We start from the raw sequence: 18,404 nt of genomic DNA on the forward strand, positions 1-18,404 counted from the left end.
GCCATGACATCGCCGAGCCCCACGATCCTGACCGTCGGCGGCGACAGCCGTCTCCTCGCCAATCCCGACCTCGACCGGTCCTTGCCCTATGGGGCCGAACAGCGCGCCATCCTGTCGCGGGAGGGTGGCCGGGCCGCCCATGCCGCCATCGCGGCCTGGGATGGCTACGCGCCGACGCCGCTCCTGTCGCTCGACGCCCTGGCGCAAGAGGCGGGGGTCGGCGCGATCCTCTACAAGCACGAGGCGCACCGCTTCGTGCTGAAGAGCTTTAAGGCCCTGGGCGGCGCCTATGCGGTGGAGCGGCTGGTGGTCTCCCGCGGGTCGGCCGAGGGCCTGACCGTCACCTGCGCCACCGACGGCAATCACGGCCGGGCCGTGGCCTGGGGCGCCCGCCGGCTCGGCGTGCGCGCGGTCATCTATGTCCATGAGACCGTGAGCCAGGGCCGCGCCGATGCCATCGCCGCCTATGGCGCGGAGGTGCGCCGCGTGCCCGGCAATTACGACGATGCCGTGCGGGCCTCGGCGGAAGCCGCGGCCGCCAACGGCTGGACCATCGTCTCCGACACGTCCTGGCCGGGCTATGACCTCATCCCGCGCGGTGTCATGCAGGGCTATGCGGTGCTGGGGCTCGAGGCGGAGGCGCAGGGCGCGCGTCCGACCCATGTCTTCGTCCAGGGCGGCGTCGGCGGCATTGCCGCAGCCATGCTCTCCTGGACCTGGGAGAGCCTTGGGGCCGACCGGCCGATCCTCGTCGTGGTCGAGCCGAACCGTGCCGCCTGCCTGCTCGAAAGCGCTGCCGCGCGGCGCTGGACCACGGTTGGCGGCGACCTCGACACGATCATGGCGGGCCTTGCCTGCGGCGAGCCCTCCGAACTCGCTTGGGCGCTGCTGTCGCCCGGCGCCGATGCCTTCATGGACATTCCGGACGGCCGGGCTGCCGACACCATGCGCCGTCTCGCCGAACTGGGCATTGCCGCAGGCGAGTCAGGGGTCGCCGGCCTTGCCGGGCTGATGGCCGCCGCCGCCGATCCCGCGGCGCGGGCGCTGCTGCGCCTGGATGCGACGTCCCGTGTCCTGTGCATCGGCACCGAGGGCGCCACCGATCCCGCCATTTACCGAGAGATCGTCGGCCGCGCCGCCGAAGATGTCGAAAGGGCCGCCGCATGAGCCGCATCGTCACCGTCGGGGCCGCGCAGATGGGCCCCATCCAGCGTGCCCATTCGCGGCGCGAGGTCGTTGCCCGCATGGTCGAGCTGATGCGGGAGGCCGCCTCCCACCGCTGCGATCTGGTGGTCTTCCCCGAGCTGACGTTGACGACCTTCTTCCCGCGCTGGTGGATGGAGGATCAGGCCGAGATCGACGCCTTCTTCGAGCGCGAGATGCCCTCGAACGAGACGGCGCCGCTCTTCACCGAGGCCAAGCGGCTCGGCATCGGCTTCTCCCTCGGCTATGCAGAACTGACGCCGGAGGGGCGGCGCTTCAACACCGCGATCCTTGTGAACAAATCCGCAGAGATCGTTGGGAAATATCGGAAAATCCATCTTCCCGGCCATGCCGGCCACGAGCCCTGGCGGGCCTTCCAGCACCTGGAGAAGCGCTATTTCGAGGTGGGGGACCTGTCCTGGGGCACCTGGAACGCCTTTGGCGGCGCCATGGGCATGATGATCTGCAACGATCGCCGCTGGCCCGAGAGCTACCGGGTGATGGGCCTGCAATCCGTCGAGATGATCCTGCTCGGCTACAACACGCCGCGCCACAACCCGCCGGCGCCGGACCATGACCGGCTCTCCGAGTTCCACAACCAGCTGGTCATGCAGGCCGGCGCCTACCAGAACGGCACCTGGGTCGTCGGCGTTGCCAAGGCGGGGGTGGAGGAGGGCTGCGAGATGATCGGCGGCTCCTCGATCATTGCGCCGACCGGCGAGGTCATCGGCCAGGCGCTGACCCAGGACGACGAACTCGTCGTCGCGCGCTGCGATCTCGACCTGACAAAGAGCTACAAGGCGACGACCTTCAATTTCGACATGCACCGCCAGCCCGACCAGTACCGGCGCATCGTCGAGCAGAGGGGCGCGGTGAAGGCGGGCGGGTGATCAGCGGGGGAGGTTCATCAGAAGCGTCGCGCAGGCTTCATCGAGTGAGTCCAGTTCGTACAACACGATATCGTGGAGAACGCCGGGGTCGATCCGCTCGTAGTCATGGCGGATAATGTTGCCGATGCCCCGGATCTTGGACCATGGGACATGAGCATGATCCCGTGTGAGGTCGTCGGGGACGTGGCGCAAAGCTTCAGAGATCACAGAAACGCAGCGTTCAATAGCATTGCGATAGACGGGATCGGCGATCGCGTCGGCTAGCGTCGATCTACGGACCGCCTTGCGCGCAATTGCGATCTGTTCCCGGACATCCTCAAGTCTCAGCTCTATGGATCGCGGCGGCTTCCTCATCAGAAAACCCGGACCGCATCCCGCTCAATCTCCTGCCGAACCCGAACAGAGAAGCTGGCCGGCGTTCCGACGTCTACGGACCGACCGACCGCATCCTGCAGAAGCTCGCGGGTGGTCATGAAGTTGCGGAAGCGGTTCCCCGGCTGCGGGCCGAAGGTCACGAGCACATCCACATCGCTGTCTTCGGTGGCTTCGCCGCGGGCGTAGGAGCCGAAAAGGTAGAGCTCGCCGATGCCGAGGGCGCGCAGCTCGCTCTCGGTCGCCTTGAGCTTTTCAATGACCTCTTCCCGCGTCATGGAGCAAGTCTAGCACGCGCGACGGCTTGCACCCAACGACCTCACTCCGCCGCCTGGCTGGCCGCCTCCCAGCCCACCAGCTTGCCGGGGTTCATCAGGCCGAAAGGATCGGCGAGGCGCTTGAATTCGGGTTGCGGCGCGTCGATGCGCTTCCAGCCGGCATTGTTCAGCACATAGGTATGGGCGTTGGAGGATTGCACCCCGCCCTCGGTGGCGCGCGCCATGATGGCGTTCAGCCGCTCGGTCGTGGTGTATTTCACCAGCGCCAGCGAGGAGGTGATGACCTTGCCCTCGCGCCGCTGGAATTCGAGGTGGAGCAGCACGTCCTCGTCGAATTCCTTCGCTGTCCATTCCACCAGCGCCACGTTGTTCGGCGCCGGGAAGCGCAGCTGGATATAGGTGATGGCCGGGTCCATCTTCAGCGCGTGCAGCGTCGTGTGGTTCCAGGTGTATTCGTAGAGGGGTCCCGGGCCGCCGCGCCCGTGATGGGTGCCGAAGGCGACCGCCTTGGCCTCGGCCGCGCCGCGCCGGAACGTCACCTCGCCCTTGTGGTCGGCGATCAGCAGGTCGAGCGTGTCCGCCTGCGGCTCCGAGACCATGAGGATGGCGAAGGCGCGGCCCTCCGGCAGGTAGGGCGCGAGACGCTTCAGGTAGGGCCCGATCCGCGCGTCATGGACCGAGACGAGCTTCTTGGCGATACCCTCGCATTCCATGAAGGCCTGGCCGAAGCGCACCGCGGCCATGAAGCTGTCGAAGGTGACGATGCGCTCGGCCCAGTCATGGGCGGGCGCGGTCGGCAGCTCCACCTCGGTGATGATGCCGTTGACGCCGTAGGCATGCATCACTTTCAGGATCTCGCGGCCGCGCAGCTCGATGAGCCGCGGCTCCTCCTCCACCGTCATGACCTCCAGCGCGGTGACGGCGCCGAGATTGTCGATCTGGCCCCAGGTGCAGGAGCCGACGCCCGCCGCGCCGCCGGCCACGAAGCCGCCGATGGTCGCCTGCGCCCGCGTCGAGGGATGGAAGCGCAGCTCCTGCCCGTCGGCATCGAGCATCTTGTCCATGTCGAGCATGTTGGCCCCCGCCTCGAAGCGGCAGCCGCCGGGCCGGGCGAAGATCTTCCGGTCGAGCTTGCGCATGTCGACCACCACGCCGCCGGCCAGCGGCACGGCCTGGCCGTAATTGCCGGTGCCGCCGCCGCGGATGACCAGCGGCACGCGGTGGCGCGCGCAGGCCGCCGCGACACGGCGCAGTTCGTCCTTGCTCGCCGGCGTCACGACGAGGTCGGCCACCTTGCCTTCGAGTTCGGGCTTGAGCACCGGCGAGAACCAGAAGAAGTCGCGGCTCGCCATGCGGAGCGTTGGAGCGTCGTCGGCGAGGGTCAGGCCGGCGAGATCGGCGCGCAGGCGGTCGAGGGCTGTCATGGGCGAGCTCAATGCTACTCGGGCGGGGGCAAGGGACGATCGCACCCTGCCAAATCCACGCCATCGCCGCCATGGCTGTCCGCGCAGCCGTGGCCCGCTGTCGCAGGGGAGCCCATTCGCCGCCTTCGGTGGCAGATTGCCTGAACCTTGGGCATTCCGCCGCCGCTGCCTCGCGCTATAAATGGAGGATAAGTCGGCACGGGCGTTGCTCCCGCCGAGATGATCGCGTTCAAGGGCTGCCAAGGCCCGCACCAGGAGAGGTCGCAATGCCCGCCACGTTCCCCCGCACCAGCATGACCCGCCGCCGTGCCCTCGCCCTTGGCGGCGCCGTGTCCGCCGCCTACCTGATGCGGTCGGGCATGGTCACCGCGCAGGGCCTCGACAAGGTGTCCTACCAGACCAACTGGCGCGCCCAGGCCGAGCATGGCGGCTTCTACCAGGCGGTCGCCGCCGGCATCTATCGCAAGTACGGCATCGACGCCGACATCCGCATGGGCGGCCCGCAGCAGAACCCCTCGCAGCTGCTCCTCGGCGGCCGGGTCGACATGATCATGTCGAACTCCTTCGAGGCCATCCGCTACGTGCAGGAGAACCTGCCGTTCCTCTGCATCGCCTCGATCTTCCAGAAGGACCCGCAGGTCATCATCTGCCATCCCGGCGTCGGCAATGACAGCCTCGCTGCGCTGAGGGGCAAGACGATCCTCGTCGGCGCCGGCGGCCGCACCTCCTACTGGCCCTACCTCAAGGCCCGCTTCGGCTTCACCGACGAGCAGGCGCGCCCCTACACCTTCAACATGGCGCCCTTCCTCGCCGACAAGAACATCTGCCAGCAGGGCTTCCTGTCCTCCGAGCCCTTCGCCATCCAGCAGCAGGGCGGCGTGACCCCGCTCGTCCATCTCATCGCCGATGCCGGCTTCGCCAACTACAACACCACCATCAACATCTCGAAGAAGATGGTTGACGAGCGCGCCGACGTGGTGCAGCGCTTCGTCACCGCCTCGCTCGAGGGCTGGGCCGAGTACATGAAGGGCGGCCCCGCCATCGCCGAGGCCAACAAGCTGATCATGCGCGACAATCCGGACATGGATCAGGCCAAGATCGACTACGCGATCAAGGTCATGACCGAGAACGGCATCGTCATGTCCGGCGACGCGACGACGCTCGGCATCGGCGCCATGACGGACTCGCGCTGGCAGACCTTCTACAACCAGATGCGCGATGCCGGCGTCTTCCCTGCGGGCGTCGACTTCAAGCGGGCCTATGACCTGCGCTTCGTCAACAAGGGCGTGGGCAAGTCCTGATCGTGAGCGACGCCATTCCCGACGGGACCCCGATGGCGACGGGCAGCAGGCCGCTCGTCGCCATCCGCAATGTCTCCAAGCAGTTCGCCAACGGCACGATCGCCGTCCGCGACGTCAATCTCGACCTTGCGGCGGGCGAGTTCGTCAGCCTGCTGGGGCCCTCGGGCTGCGGCAAGTCGACCTTGCTGCGCATGGTCGCCGGCCTCGGCGATCCGAGCGTCGGCACGATCGACTGGATGGGGTCGGCCCATGATGCCTGGGGCCGGCCGGCGCGCGAACTCGGCTTCGTCTTCCAGGATCCGACGCTCATGCCCTGGGCGACGGCGCTGGACAATGTCGTCCTGCCGCTGAAGCTTGCCGGCGTGAACCGCGGCGAGGCGGCTGCGCGCGGCGCGGAGATGCTGGCCCTCGTCGGCCTCAAGGGGTTCGAGACGAGCTATCCGCGCGAGCTCTCCGGCGGCATGAAGATGCGCGTCTCCATCGCCCGCGCGCTGGTGACCCATCCCAAGATCCTGCTGATGGACGAGCCCTTCGCGGCGCTGGACGAGATCACCCGCCACAAGCTCAACGACGACCTCCTGCGCCTGTGGGAGGCAAACCGCTTCACGGCGGTCTTCGTCACCCATTCCGTCTTCGAGAGCGTCTATCTCTCGCAGCGCATCGTGGTGATGGCCGCCCGTCCCGGCCGGGTCATGGCGGATCTTCGTGTGGGCGCGCCCTATCCGCGCGACGACATGTTCCGCACCTCCGCCGACTATGCCCATTGGTGCCGCATCGCATCCGAGACCCTGAAGGAGGCGATCTCCGCATGACCGACGCGACGCTTCCGCAAGCCACGGTCCCGCATGACGGCACCGATGCCGAGGCCCGGCCGATCTTCCGCGAGGATCGCAAGGTCCTGGGCATTTCGACCGAGACCTGGCCGGGCATCCTCGCCCCGCTCGGCATCGGCATCCTGGCGCTCTCGGCCTGGGAGTTCATCGTCTGGTGGCGGGCGATCCCGCCCTTCATCCTTCCGGGCCCGCTCCTGATCGCCAAGACGCTGGTCGCCGACTGGACGACGCTCTCGGCCTCGCTGTGGATCACGCTGCGCATCACCGCTGCGGCCCTGATCGCTGCGGTCACCCTCGGCGTCGGCCTCGCCATCCTCTTCACCCAGTCGAAATGGCTGGAGAAGTCGCTTTTCCCCTATGCGGTCATCCTGCAGGTGACGCCGGTCGTCTCCATCGCGCCGCTGATCATCATCTGGGTGGGCGACATCAACCTGTCGCTGCTGATCTGCGCCTGGATCGTCGCCTTCTTCCCGATCCTGTCGAACACGATCCTCGGGCTGAACTCGGCCGACCACAACCTGCGCAACCTCTTCGAGCTCTACGGCGCCTCGCGCTGGCAGACCCTGCGCTACCTGCGCCTGCCGGCGGCGCTGCCCTATTTCCTCGGCGGCCTGAAGATCTCGGGCGGCCTGGCGCTGATCGGTGCGGTCGTCGCCGAGTTCGTCGCCGGCTCCGGCGGCAATGCCTCAGGCCTTGCCTACCGCATCCTCGAGGCCGGCTATCAGCTGAAGATCCCGCGCATGTTCGCCGCGCTCATCATGATCTCGGCCTCGGGCATCGCCATCTTCCTCGCCATCAGCTGGGTCTCGCACCTGCTGCTGCGGCGCTGGCACGAGAGCGCGCTGAAGCGGGAGAACTGAGGACGGGGGCGAGCCTGCCCCCGGACCTTCACACCCCCGCCATCGCGGCCTTCACCCTGGCGATGAACCCCGCGCGCTGCTCAGGCGTCGCGACGTTCATGTGGTAGAGCGCGCAATAGCGGCGGCGCGCCTTCCAGCCGGTGAACCACCACAGGTAGCGCATCACGATCTTCCGCGGCGGGTCGCCCATCCACAGCGCGTACCAGAACGGCCGGCCATAGGTGACGATGCCGGTGATCGCCCGGATGTTACCGAGCAGCGGCTTCACCGCCGCCGGATCGGAAATGTCGAAGCCGACCCCCGGCATGAACATGCGGTCGAAGAAGCCCTTGAGCATGGCAGGCGGGCCGAAGCTCCAGGTCGGGAACTGGATGACGATGGCCTCGGCCGCGCGCAACCGCGCGATATAGGGCTCGAGGCCCTGCTGATTGCGGCTCTCGTCGTGATAGCGCCGCCGACCTTCCTCGGAGAGGACCGGGTCGAAGCCCTCGGCATAGAGGTCGAGCAGGTCAACCTCGTGGCCGGCGGCGGCGAGGGTAGCGAGGGCTTCCGCGCGGATGGCCGCGTGAAAGCTCTCGGGGAGGGGGTGGCAGTAGAGATAGAGGATGCGCATGGATCAGCCTGGTCGGGGAGGGGCGCGGTGCCTTCGCAAGGCGCGTGCCGCCGTCACCGCACCGGCACGTAGCTTTCCATCTTGCCGGGATTGAGCAGGCCCATCGGGTCCACCTCCGCCTTGAAGCCGAGCTGGTCGGCCTCGGCGCGCTTGTGCCGCGAGCCGCCCTCCAGCCCGTAGACATGCGGATTGGCGACCATGACGCCGCGCTCCTCGTGCATGCGGATGATCTCGAAGAGCCGCTCCGCCGTGGTGTAGCGCACGATCGGCAGGGCCGAGCAGGTGATGCGCCCGGCGAAGCGGATGAATTCGAGATGGGGGAGCACCTCGCCCTCGAACAGCGCCGCCATCTCCATGACGCTCTCCTCCAGCCGGTCCTGCGGATAGAGGAGCTGGAGATAGGTGACGGAGCGGTCGGTCTTCAGCCACTGCAGCGTCGTGTGGTTCCACGCATATTCGTAGAGAGGCGTTTCCGTCGGCTCCTCGCGCGACGGCGAGGCATAGGTCTCCTGGCCGCGCCCTCCGAGGATCGTCCGGAAACTGTCGAGGAAGGGCTCTGCGATCATGCAGACGAGAATGGATTTGCCCTCCGGGCAGGCATCCTTCAGCGCACTGAACTGCGAGGGGATCGGCCAGGCGATGGGGGTGACTAGCTTCTTCACCACGCCGTCGGCATGGGCGACGTCGCGCCCGGCGCGGAAGGCTTCGGCGAAGCTGTCGAAGGCGACGACAACGTCGATCCACGGCCAGGCGGGCGCGGTCGGCATTTCCAGCTCGGTGATGATGCCGGTCGTGCCATAGGCGCGGTTCACCTTCTGCGCCGCGTCCTGCCGGAGTTCGAGCATCCGCGGTTCCTCCTCGATGGTGACGATGCGCGCGGCGAGGATATTGCCGGGCTCTCGCAGGCCGCCATAGGCGACGGATCCGACACCACCTGAACCACCGGCGACGAAGCCGCCGATGGTCGCCGTGCGCTTGGTCGAGGGATGCATCCTGAGCTCGAAGCCGTTGGGCCGGATCTCCTGGTCAAGCGCGAGGATGTTCGTTCCCGCGCGGACCCGAACCGAGCCCGGCTTCTGCCAGATGACGCCGGTCATGTCGGTCATATCCAGCAGGACCCCGCCGGCGAGCGGCATGGCCTGGCCGTAATTGCCAGTGCCGCCGGCCCGCGCCGTCACCGGAATGCGCAGCTTGGCGCAGGCGGCCACCGTCCGCACCACGTCGGCCTCGTTGCGCGGCTTGACGACGATGTCGGCGGACACCTCCTTCAGCTGCTCCGCCAGGATCGGCGAGTACCAGAAGAAGTCGCGCGATCGGCGGCGGATCAGGATCGGGTCCCGGATGACGGGAACATCGCCGAGCAGGGCGTCGAGGGCAGCGAGGTCATAGGACGCGCGTTCGGCGCGCTGGTGCAGGGTCATGGAAGCCATCCGGATGATCCCGGACCATTGCAGGCGATCTGCGCCGCTGCAACCTCCACCATGCGGAGTCGGGGTGCAATTAACGTCAAGGAAAGAGATTACGCAGAAAGTTACGGGAAATTTCTATCGGGGGAAACGCGTGCAGATCAAAGCCAAGCTCTTCGCCATCGTGGGCGGATTGACCGCTGCCTCGCTCATTGTCGGCGGTGTCGCCGGCTACGGCTTCCAGCGTTATCAGGCGGTTGTAGAGGAAAGCCAGCGCACGGCACGGGTCACCCAGCTCGCCGAACAGGCCAATGGCCTGATCTACGCGGTGGTGATGGAATCCCGCGGCATCTACATGTCCGCCGACAAGGCGGTGCTGGAGCGGTTTGCCACCAACCAGGACCGCGAACTCGCCAAATTTCGCACCGTGATCACCGAGTGGGCAGGGCTCGCCCGTCCTGAGGACGAGGCCATCAAGCAGCGCCTCCTCGCCCAGACAGAGACCTTCATTCGCCTGCGGAGCGAACTCGCCGCCGCCGGCCGCCAGTCCGGCAATGCCGCGGCGCGCGCCATCGGCGACAATGACGCGAACCGCACGACCCGCCAGCAGCTCAACACCGAGATGACGGCCTTCGCCGAGGTCAACGCGCGCCGCGTCACCGCGCTGGCCGCCGAGGTCGAGACCACGCGCCGCCAGCTCACCTGGCTGATTGCCGCGACCGTCGGCCTCGCTCTCCTGGCGGGCCTTGCCGCCTTCTGGACCATCCTTGCCGGTGTCACCCGGCCTCTCGGTCGCCTGACCGCGGCGGTCGACGGCGTTGCCCATGGCGACACGGCCGTCGACGTGTCGGATACCGAACGCCAGGACGAGATCGGTGGCCTGGCCCGTTCGGTCCTCGTCTTCCGCGACAATGTCCGCGAGGTCGAGCGCCTCAAGGCATCCGAGGCCGAGCGTGAGGCCGAGGCCCGCGACCAGCGCGCCCGCGACATGGCGGCCCTGGCCGACGAATTCTCCGCCACAGTCCAGTCCGTCGTGACCACCGTGACTCGCTCGGCCGATGCCATTGTCGGCAATGCCGCCCGCGTCGGCGAGGTAGCGGCCAACGTCAACGATCTCGGCCGCACCGTCGCCACCACCTCCGCCGGGGCCACCCAGTCGGTCGAAAGCGCTGCGACCTCCGCCCAGGAGCTGGCGAGCTCCATCGGCGAGATTTCCAGCCGCACCGCCCAGGCCCAGCAGATCGCGGCCTCCGCCGTCGAGCAGGCCTCCCGCACGGGCGAGATCGTCGGCACGCTGATGACCTCGACCCAGAAGATCGGCGAGGTGGTCAACCTCATCAACGCCATCGCCGCGCAGACCAATCTCCTCGCCCTCAACGCCACCATCGAGGCGGCGCGGGCGGGCGAGGCGGGCAAGGGCTTTGCGGTTGTCGCGACCGAGGTGAAGAGCCTCGCCGCACAGACCTCGAAGGCGACCGAGGAGATCGCCAGCCAGATCGGCGCAGTGCAGTCGGTCACCGGCGAGGCGGTCGCCGCCATCGAGGCGATCAACAAGACGATCGGCGAAATCAACTCCGTGTCGTCGTCGATCATGGCGGCCGTCGAGGAACAGTCGGCCGTCACCAACGGCATCGCCGGTTCCGTCGCGGATGCCGCCGAGGGCACCCGCTCCGTTGGCACCGATATCGGCCGCGTCACCCGCGCCGCCGCCGAGACGAGCGAGGCCGCCCGCGCCATGACCGAAGCCGCCCGCCAGCTCGAATCCGGCTCCGGCCAGCTCAACGCCGCCGTGTCCGGTTTCCTCGGCCGCATTCGCGCCGCCTGATCGCGCGGCACGTCCCAAAAGCGAAAGGCCCGGCTCGCGCCGGGCCTTTGTCATTCAGAAGGCCCAAAACGCTCAGGCGGTGGCCAGCTTGCGGAACTTGTTGGACCGCTTCGGGTGCCACCACTTGCCGCCGATGACCGTTCCCTCGGAGACGATCTTCTTGTCGCCGATCAGGTGCTCGCCGACCACGTCGACATAGTCGAACTTGCCGTCCTTGATCGTGAGGATGGTGGCATCACCCACGGACCCCGGCTTCAGCGTGCCGAGTTCGGGGCGCTTCAGCGCCATGGCGGCATTGACCGTGGAGGCGGCGATGACCCGGTCCAGCGGCATGCCCATACACAGGAACTTCGACAGCGTCGTCACCTGGTCGAAGGCCGGCCCCTCGATGCAGAGCGTGTGGACATCGGAGGAGATGACGTCCGGCTCGAAGCCGCCGGCCAGCATGGCGCGCGTCGTCTTGAACGAGAACGAGCCCTTGCCGTGGCCGATGTCGAAGATGACGCCCTTCTTGCGGGCGGCGATGACCTCGGGCTTCACCGCCCCTTGCGCGGTGCAGGGGGCGTTGGGGAAGGGGCGGAAGGCGTGGGTCAGCACGTCGCCCGGGCGCAGGCGGCCGATGACATGCTCATAGGACGGCGGCGGGTGGTCGATATGGGCCATCAGCGGCATGCCCACCTCGTTCGCGACCTGCAGCGCCATGTCGAGCGCCGCCTCGCCATTGGTGCCGGAGGAGTTGCGGCCGACACGCACCTTGATGCCGACGATCAGGTCGCGGTTCTCGTCGGCGACGCGGGCGCAGTCCGCCGGGTTCAGCATGTCGATCTCGCGGCTCTCGCCGACCATGACCTTCTTGTCGAAGCCGTAGATGCCGGCATGGCTGACATGGAGATAGGCGAGGATGCGCACCTGGCTCTTCTCGATGACGTGCTTGCGGAAACCCATCCAGTTGCCCGGACCCGCGGACCCCGTGTCGATCGCGGTGGTGACGCCGGAGGTGCGGCAGAACTCCTCGGCGTCGATGCCGAGCGAGGTGCCGCCCCAATAGACGTGGGTGTGCAGGTCGATGAGGCCGGGGGTGACGATATAGCCGGAGACGTCGCGGATCTCGGTGCCGGCATCCGGTTTCAGGTCCTTGCCCACCGCCGCCACCTTGCCGCCGGCGAAGGCGACGTCGCGGATGCCGTCGATCTTCTGCGAGGGGTCGATCACCCGGCCGCCGCGCAGGATCAGGTCGAAGGTCATGGAAGGCTCCGCTAGCTGTGGACGGTCGGATGGGCCCGTTGCCGCATCCCGTCGGGGGCGTCAGATTGCGCGGCGGGCAGCGGCTTGCCAACAGCCGCGACATGAGAATTGCGGAGACCTCCCATGCCGGCGCGCCACTGGGGTGACCTGAAGACCACGGACTTCGACCGGCTGGACCCCGCGACCACCGTCGCCATCCTGCCGCTCGCCGCCATCGAGCAGCACGGACCGCACCTGCCGGTCTCCACCGACACCTCCATCATGCAGGGCATGATCGAGACCGCCTTCCCGCTGGTCGGTGACGGCGTCACCGCGCTCTTCCTTCCCATCGAGGCCGTGGCGAAGTCCAACGAGCACCTCCATTCCAAGGGCACGCTGACGCTCTCGGCCGAGACGGTGCTGCGCGGCTGGATCGAGATCGGCGAGAGCGTCAAGCGCGCCGGCATCTCCAAGATCGTGCTGCTGACCTCCCACGGCGGCAATCTCGATCCGATGCGGGTGGTGGCGCGCGAGTTGCGGGTGCGCTTCGGCCAGCTGGCGGTGGTCACCAGCTGGACCGCCTTCGGCCGCCCGCCCGGTCTCTATGGCGATCTCGACATCAAGCACGGCATCCATGGCGGCGATGTCGAGACATCGCTCATGCTGCATTTCCGCCCGGACCTCGTGGACATGGCCCACGCCAAGCTCTTCGAGCCCATCATGGTGTCGATGGAGAAGGAGTTCACCTATCTCCGCCCGACCGTGAACCACGCCTTCGGATGGATGGCCCAGGACATCCACCCCGACGGCACGGCGGGCGATGCCTCGCTCGCGACCGCCGACAAGGGCAAGGCGACGGCGGCCTGGCAGGCTGGCGAATTCGTCAAGCTGCTCGACGACATGGCCCGCTTCGACATCAGGCGCCTCTACAAGGCGACCTGACGTCCTCAGCCCACGAGATCGTCTGAATCGACGCGGTGCAGGTCGAAGGCGAAGATCCGCGTCGCGGCTTCGGCCCTCTGGAAGGCGAGATCATAGGCCTTCCAGCGCACGTCGCGGACCTGTCCGGCATGGAAGGTTGCCACCGCATGGCCGCCGATCGTCTCGTGCGAGAGGAGGACGCCGCGCAGGATGCCCTCCATGCGGTCCGACACCCGGCTGAACAGCTCGACGGCATTCTGGCGGATGATGAGCTTGCGCTCGCGGATGTTGAGGAACTTCAGGAAGGGCGGGTTGCAGTTGAGGATCGTGCCGTCGCGCGCCAGAACCAGCATGCAGCTGGTTGATTCCGCCACCAGCGTGTCGAGGCTGGAGCGCAGCGCCTGGACCATGCCGGCCTGGCGCGCCTCGCGGTCGCAGGACCGGTAGAGGCCGATCACCACGGGATGGCCGTGGATCCGGCGCAGCACGCAGACCGATTCGATCTCGAGGCCGCTCTGGTCGAGGTCATCGAACCGGAACCGGACAGGCCCGGAATGCCCCAGGTCGATGGCTTCCTTGAGGTGGCCGCGGAAGGTCGCGGAATCCGCGTCATTGGCCTGGCGGAGCAGATCGGACAGCGTCGCCCGCACCACGAGGGCCGCACCGGTCGGGCTCACCCGTTCCCAGCGCACGGCCTCCGTCTTCAGGTCGATCGACCAGCTGTGGATGCCGAGGCGGGAGAGAAGTTCGCTGTGCCGCTCCTGGTGCGCGTCGGGCTCCGGCGCGAGCGGCGGGGCGGCAACGATCGGCGGGTCGGACTGCGCGGCAACGAGCATCAGGGACATGAAAGCGCCCTTTCGATCACCCGATCCTCGCGCAAACCCATAAAACAATGCGAAAAGAAGACGACCAACGAAGACTGAATCGTTGACCTGTCCGGCGGTGAAGCCGCGTTGACGGATCGCCTCACGCGAGGCGCCGGGCGGCTTCGCGCAGATCCGCCGTCGCGGCGTTGATGTCGGAGGCCGTCGCGGCGATGGTTCCCATGCGGCCGGAGATCGCCCTCACGCCCTCGGCGGCGACGCGCATGTTCGACGACATCTCGGTCGTCACCGCATTCTGCTCCTCGACCGCGCTCGCGATCGTCGTGGAAATCTCATTGATCCGCAGGATTGTCGCCGAAATCTCGCCGATGGCGCCGACAGCGCCCTCGGTGGAGGCCTGCACGGAGGCGATCTGGGCGCCGATCTCTTCCGTCGCCCGCGAGGTCTGACCGGCGAGCTGCTTCACCTCCTGGGCGACGACCGCGAAGCCGCGGCAGGCTTCGCCCGCCCGTGCCGCCTCGATCGTGGCGTTGAGCGCCAGCAGGTTGGTCTGGCCGGCAATGCCGTTGATGATCTGCACCACGTCGCCGATCCGCGCCGCGGCGGCCGAGAGTCCGGTGACGATGTCGCCGGTGCGCGCCGCCTGGTCGACCGCGCCGCGGGAGATCTCGCGGGCGCTGGCCACCTGGCGGCTGATCTCGCCGACCGACGTGGCGAGTTCTTCCGCCCCGGCCGCGACCGCCTGGACATTGCCGGAGGTCTGTTCGGAGGCGCTGGCGACCTCTGTCGCTTCGTCCTGGGCGACCGAGACGGAACGGGCGATCCCGGCAAGGCCGCCGCTGATCGTCTGCTGGGCTGCCTCGCGGCGTTCGCTCTCCTCGACCTCGCGCGTCACGTCGGAAGCGAACTTCACGACCTTGAAGGGCTTGCCGTTCATGTCGAGGATCGGATTGTAGGAGGCCTGGATCCACACCGTGCGGCCGCCCTTGCCGAAGCGGCGGTAGCGGCCCGCCTGGAAGGTCCCGCGGGCAAGAGCCGCCCAGAAGGCAGCGTAGTCCGGGCTGCGCGCCTCGTCCGGATCGACGAAGAGGCGGTGATGCCGGCCGACGATCTCGTTCTCCTGATAGCCCATGGCGGCGAGGAAATTGGCATTGGCCGAGAGGATCGTGCCGTCGAGGGAGAAGGCGATGACGGCCAGGGCCTTGTGGAGGGCCTCGAGCTGGCCCTCGATCTCGGCATTGCGCAGCTTCTGCGCCGTCACGTCGGTGGCGAATTTGACGACGCGGTAGGTCCGTCCGCTGCGGTCACGCATGGGATTGTAGGAGGCCTGGATCCAGACCTCGCGGCCATCCCGGCCGATGCGGCGAAACTCGGCCACCTTGTACTCGCCGGCGGCAAGGCTCGCCCAGAAGGATCGGTAATCCGCGCTTTCGCGCTCTTCCGGCGCCACGAACATGGCGTGATGGCGTCCGCGGATGTCTTCGAGGCGATAGCCGAGCGTGGCGAGGAAGTTGTCGTTGGCGGTGACGATCGTGCCATCCGGCTCGAATTCGATGACGGCCTGAGAGCGGTCGAGAGCCGCAAGCTTTGCAGCGCCATCGCGGGAAAAGGCAAACATGGAGGCAGTCCAGACCCCGGTCGCCATTGACCGGTTTGACACGTGAAGGTGTCAGGCAGCTTGCGCCCCGGCGCATTTCCCAAAGGTAAATTTACCATCCGCGATGCGACAAATTGTCGTCAAGGTTGATGCGGGCCGTGGCGCGGACGGCGCAGCCCGCTCCGGTCTCAGCCCAGCGAACGCGAGGCCGCCCTGACCTTCACCGTCGCCTCGTCGATCTCCGCGGTGGAGCCGGCGATCTCCTTCATGCTGTGCGAGATGGCCTGCACGCCCTCCGCCGCGACACGCATGTTGGAGGACATCTCCGCCGTCACCGCGCTCTGTTCTTCGACAGCCGTGGCGATGGCGGTCGAGATCTCGCTGATGCGCATGATCGTCCCGGAAATGTCGCCGATGGCGCTCACGGCGTCCTGGGTCGAGGCCTGCACGGAGGCGATCTGCGAGGAGATCTCCTCGGTGGCGCGGGAGGTCTGCGTGGCAAGGCTCTTCACCTCCGATGCCACGACCGCAAATCCTTTGCCGGCTTCACCGGCTCGCGCCGCCTCGATGGTGGCGTTGAGCGCGAGCAGATTGGTCTGGCCGGCAATGTTGGTGATGAGCTGGACCACATCGCCGATGCGGGCCGCGGCCGAGGTGAGGCCGGAGACGATCTCGCTGGTGCGCGTCGCCTGGGCGACGGCGCCGGACGAGATTTCCCGGGCATGGGTCACCTGGCGGCTGATCTCGCCGACCGAGGCGGCGAGCTCTTCAGCGCCGGCCGCGACGGCCTGGACATTGCCGGAGGTCTGGGTGGAGGCGGCGGCGACCTGGGTCGCCTCGTGCTTTGCCTTGGAGACAGCCTCGCCGATGCCGGTGAGGTCGCCGTCGATCTGCCGCTGCACCTGGATCCGGCGCTCCTGCTCATGGACCTGCGCGGTGATGTCGGTGGCGAACTTCACGACCTTGAAGGGCTTGCCGTTCATGTCGAAGATCGGGTTGTAGGTGGCCTGGATCCAGACCTCCTTGCCGCCCTTGCCAAAGCGCTTGTAGCGGGCGGCCTGGAACTCGCCGCGGGCGAGAGCCGCCCAGAACTCGCGATAGGCCGGGCTCCTGACCTCGGTGGGATCGACGAACAGCGAGTGATGGTTGCCCTGGATCTCGTCGAGGCGATAGCCGACCGTGTCGAGGAAGTTCTGGTTGGCGGTGAGGATGGTGCCGTCCAGCTTGAACTCGATGACCGCCTGCGCCTTGTGGATGGCCGCAAGCTGGCCCTGCACGTCGGCGTTCATCAGCTTCTGGGCCGTGACATCCGTGGCATATTTGGCGACCATGTAGACCCGGCCGCGCTTGTCGATGATCGGGTTGTAGGAAGCCTGGATCCAGACCTCCTTGCCGCCTTTGCCGATGCGCTTGTACTCGGCGACCTGATACTTGCCGGCGCGCAAGCCATCCCAGAAGGCGCGATAGGCCGCGCCGTCCTTTTCCTCGGGCGCGACGAACATCGAATGGTGCTTGCCGCGGATCTCCTCGAGGCCATAGCCCATGGCGTTCAGGAAGTTCTCGTTGGCGGTGACGATGGTCCCATCCGGCTGGAACTCAATCACCGCCTGGGAGCGGTCGATGGCGGCAAGTTTGTCGGCTGCAGCGTTGTGAAACAGCATGAAATGGTTCCCCCCGGAACATCTGGCCTCGTCGGCGTGCCGCTAGGGAAACCTCCTGGAATTGAAGAGAATCTGAATCGTTATGCCCGCAAAACCGCGTACTCGGTGACGCAGGGGCAACCTTTGGTTCACAGGCACCTGTTATGGTCCAAATGTCGCAGGTTGCGCAGCGCGTGAGCAAACTACAGTTGCGCAGCGGCTATGCAGGCCGGACAGCGGCGGCAGGAGCCATGCAGCAGAACATGCGGGAATTCGGCCCGAAAGTGACGTCATGAACCGGACAGGGGACCGGACAATCGACATTTCGCGGCTGTCTCAGCTGACGGGTGTTCACGTCTCGACGCTGCGCAGCTGGGAAACCCGCCACGGGCTGCTGCGTCCGGCCCGCTCAAATTCCGGCCATCGGTTGTACAGCGCCGAGGATGTCGAGCGTCTTCTCGTCATCAAAGACCTGCTGGCGCGCGGCAGCCGGCTGCCCGAACTGAAGGACCGGTCTCTCGCCGAACTGAAGGCGCTGCACGCCGAGGCGCCGGCCACCGATCCCTTCTCCCGCGATGCGATCCTGCGTCTGGAACAGGCCATCGACGAGCGCGATGTCGATCGCTTCACGGCGCTGCTGCGGATCACCTTCGCCACTCTTCCCGCATCGGTCTCGGTCGATGTCTTCGCCCATGCCCTCCGCCATATCGGCCGCCGCTGGGAGGAGGGGGTGATCGGCATCGGCGACGAGCACCGCCTGTCGGCCCGGGCGAGGGACGTTGTGCAGTCGGCAACCCTCGCTCTCGCGCCGGCCGCCCATCGGCCGCCCATTGCTTTTGCGACCCTGTCGGGCGAGCAGCACGAACTCGGCTTGCTCGCCGGCGCCTTCCTGGCCGCGGCGCTGGGCCACGGCATCGTCTATTTCGGCGCCGGCATGCCCGCGGCTGACCTGGCGCGGAGCGTTGGCGATGTCGGTGCGGCGGCGCTGGTTCTCAGCATCGTCCACCCCGAGGATCGCGAGGCGCTGCGCCGCGATCTCGAAGAGCTCGACGCCCATCTCTCCGTCCACATCCCCGTCTGGATCGGCGCCCATGCCGCCATGCTCGCAGGCCTCAGGCTTCCCGAGCGCGCGGTGATCATGGGCGGCTACCCGGATCTGCGCCGCCGCCTCAAGCTCACCTTCGGAACCTGAG

17 protein-coding genes are annotated in these 18,404 nt (G+C 67.4%); 8 read left to right on the forward strand and 9 right to left on the reverse strand.

Annotated features, from left to right (window positions below; translation table 11 throughout):
• Positions 1–3 precede the first annotated feature (3 nt).
• The gene (locus tag C8P69_RS03515; protein ID WP_108174457.1) at positions 4–1,167 is read left to right on the forward strand and encodes a diaminopropionate ammonia-lyase; all 1,164 of its coding nucleotides are present in this window, start codon (positions 4–6) and stop codon (positions 1,165–1,167) included.
• Complete coding sequence (locus C8P69_RS03520; protein ID WP_108174458.1) at positions 1,164–2,093, forward strand: N-carbamoyl-D-amino-acid hydrolase; 930 nt, start codon at positions 1,164–1,166, stop codon at positions 2,091–2,093. The genes C8P69_RS03515 and C8P69_RS03520 overlap by 4 nt, the downstream gene beginning before the upstream one ends.
• On the opposite strand, the gene C8P69_RS03525 is transcribed toward C8P69_RS03520, so the two are convergent.
• From C8P69_RS03525 to C8P69_RS03535, 3 genes are read right to left on the reverse strand one after another with little or no spacing between them, the layout of a single operon-like run.
• The gene (locus C8P69_RS03525) at positions 2,094–2,447 is read right to left on the reverse strand and encodes a HepT-like ribonuclease domain-containing protein (protein WP_108174459.1); all 354 of its coding nucleotides are present in this window, start codon (positions 2,445–2,447) and stop codon (positions 2,094–2,096) included.
• Positions 2,447–2,743: a nucleotidyltransferase family protein gene (locus C8P69_RS03530; protein ID WP_108174460.1), complete on the reverse strand. Its 297-nt coding sequence runs from the start codon at positions 2,741–2,743 to the stop codon at positions 2,447–2,449. Before C8P69_RS03530 ends, C8P69_RS03525 begins: the two co-directional genes overlap by 1 nt.
• Positions 2,744–2,784: 41 nt before the next feature.
• Positions 2,785–4,167, reverse strand: coding sequence for an FAD-binding oxidoreductase (locus tag C8P69_RS03535; RefSeq protein ID WP_108174461.1), 1,383 nt, complete (start codon positions 4,165–4,167; stop codon positions 2,785–2,787).
• A 266-nt stretch (positions 4,168–4,433) separates the two neighbouring features.
• Here C8P69_RS03535 and C8P69_RS03540 point away from each other — a divergent pair, with 266 nt between their 5' ends.
• The 3 genes from C8P69_RS03540 to C8P69_RS03550 are packed head-to-tail and all read left to right on the forward strand — an operon-like array spanning position 4,434 to position 7,161.
• The gene (locus tag C8P69_RS03540; RefSeq protein ID WP_108174462.1) at positions 4,434–5,468 is read left to right on the forward strand and encodes an ABC transporter substrate-binding protein; all 1,035 of its coding nucleotides are present in this window, start codon (positions 4,434–4,436) and stop codon (positions 5,466–5,468) included.
• A gap of 32 nt (positions 5,469–5,500) precedes the next feature.
• Positions 5,501–6,280 (forward strand): ABC transporter ATP-binding protein, encoded by a 780-nt coding sequence (locus C8P69_RS03545; protein ID WP_108174463.1) that lies wholly within the window; start codon positions 5,501–5,503, stop codon positions 6,278–6,280.
• Positions 6,277–7,161 (forward strand): ABC transporter permease, encoded by an 885-nt coding sequence (locus C8P69_RS03550; RefSeq protein WP_108174464.1) that lies wholly within the window; start codon positions 6,277–6,279, stop codon positions 7,159–7,161. The genes C8P69_RS03545 and C8P69_RS03550 overlap by 4 nt, the downstream gene beginning before the upstream one ends.
• A gap of 28 nt (positions 7,162–7,189) precedes the next feature.
• Here C8P69_RS03550 and C8P69_RS03555 read toward each other — a convergent pair whose 3' ends face one another.
• Both C8P69_RS03555 and C8P69_RS03560 read right to left on the reverse strand, forming a co-directional pair.
• Entirely contained in the window at positions 7,190–7,774 is a 585-nt protein-coding gene (locus tag C8P69_RS03555; RefSeq protein WP_108174465.1) for an NAD(P)H-dependent oxidoreductase, read from the reverse strand.
• A 53-nt stretch (positions 7,775–7,827) separates the two neighbouring features.
• A complete protein-coding gene (locus C8P69_RS03560) occupies positions 7,828–9,195 on the reverse strand; it encodes an FAD-binding oxidoreductase (RefSeq protein WP_108174466.1) in 1,368 nt (455 codons plus the stop codon).
• 139 nt (positions 9,196–9,334) lie between these two features.
• On the opposite strand from C8P69_RS03560, the gene C8P69_RS03565 reads away from it, so the two are divergent.
• Positions 9,335–11,005, forward strand: coding sequence for a methyl-accepting chemotaxis protein (locus C8P69_RS03565; protein WP_170118104.1), 1,671 nt, complete (start codon positions 9,335–9,337; stop codon positions 11,003–11,005).
• A gap of 72 nt (positions 11,006–11,077) precedes the next feature.
• Here C8P69_RS03565 and C8P69_RS03570 read toward each other — a convergent pair whose 3' ends face one another.
• Entirely contained in the window at positions 11,078–12,250 is a 1,173-nt protein-coding gene (locus tag C8P69_RS03570; RefSeq protein WP_108174468.1) for an amidohydrolase/deacetylase family metallohydrolase, read from the reverse strand.
• 123 nt (positions 12,251–12,373) lie between these two features.
• Here C8P69_RS03570 and C8P69_RS03575 point away from each other — a divergent pair, with 123 nt between their 5' ends.
• Complete coding sequence (locus C8P69_RS03575) at positions 12,374–13,171, forward strand: creatininase family protein (RefSeq protein WP_108174469.1); 798 nt, start codon at positions 12,374–12,376, stop codon at positions 13,169–13,171.
• 5 nt (positions 13,172–13,176) lie between these two features.
• On the opposite strand, the gene C8P69_RS03580 is transcribed toward C8P69_RS03575, so the two are convergent.
• From C8P69_RS03580 to C8P69_RS03590, 3 genes are all read right to left on the reverse strand, one after another.
• Positions 13,177–13,995: a hypothetical protein gene (locus C8P69_RS03580; RefSeq protein ID WP_108174470.1), complete on the reverse strand. Its 819-nt coding sequence runs from the start codon at positions 13,993–13,995 to the stop codon at positions 13,177–13,179.
• 121 nt (positions 13,996–14,116) lie between these two features.
• Entirely contained in the window at positions 14,117–15,592 is a 1,476-nt protein-coding gene (locus tag C8P69_RS03585) for a methyl-accepting chemotaxis protein (RefSeq protein ID WP_108174471.1), read from the reverse strand.
• Positions 15,593–15,759: 167 nt separating this feature from the next.
• A complete protein-coding gene (locus C8P69_RS03590) occupies positions 15,760–17,232 on the reverse strand; it encodes a methyl-accepting chemotaxis protein (RefSeq protein WP_108174472.1) in 1,473 nt (490 codons plus the stop codon).
• A gap of 271 nt (positions 17,233–17,503) precedes the next feature.
• Here C8P69_RS03590 and C8P69_RS03595 point away from each other — a divergent pair, with 271 nt between their 5' ends.
• Positions 17,504–18,403 carry a MerR family transcriptional regulator gene (locus C8P69_RS03595; RefSeq protein WP_108174473.1) on the forward strand — a complete coding sequence of 300 codons (900 nt, stop codon included), beginning with the start codon at positions 17,504–17,506 and terminating at the stop codon, positions 18,401–18,403.
• The last annotated feature ends 1 nt before the right edge of the window (position 18,404 follow it).

It is taken from the genome of Phreatobacter oligotrophus, from assembly GCF_003046185.1.
GTDB lineage: Bacteria > Pseudomonadota > Alphaproteobacteria > Rhizobiales > Phreatobacteraceae > Phreatobacter > Phreatobacter oligotrophus.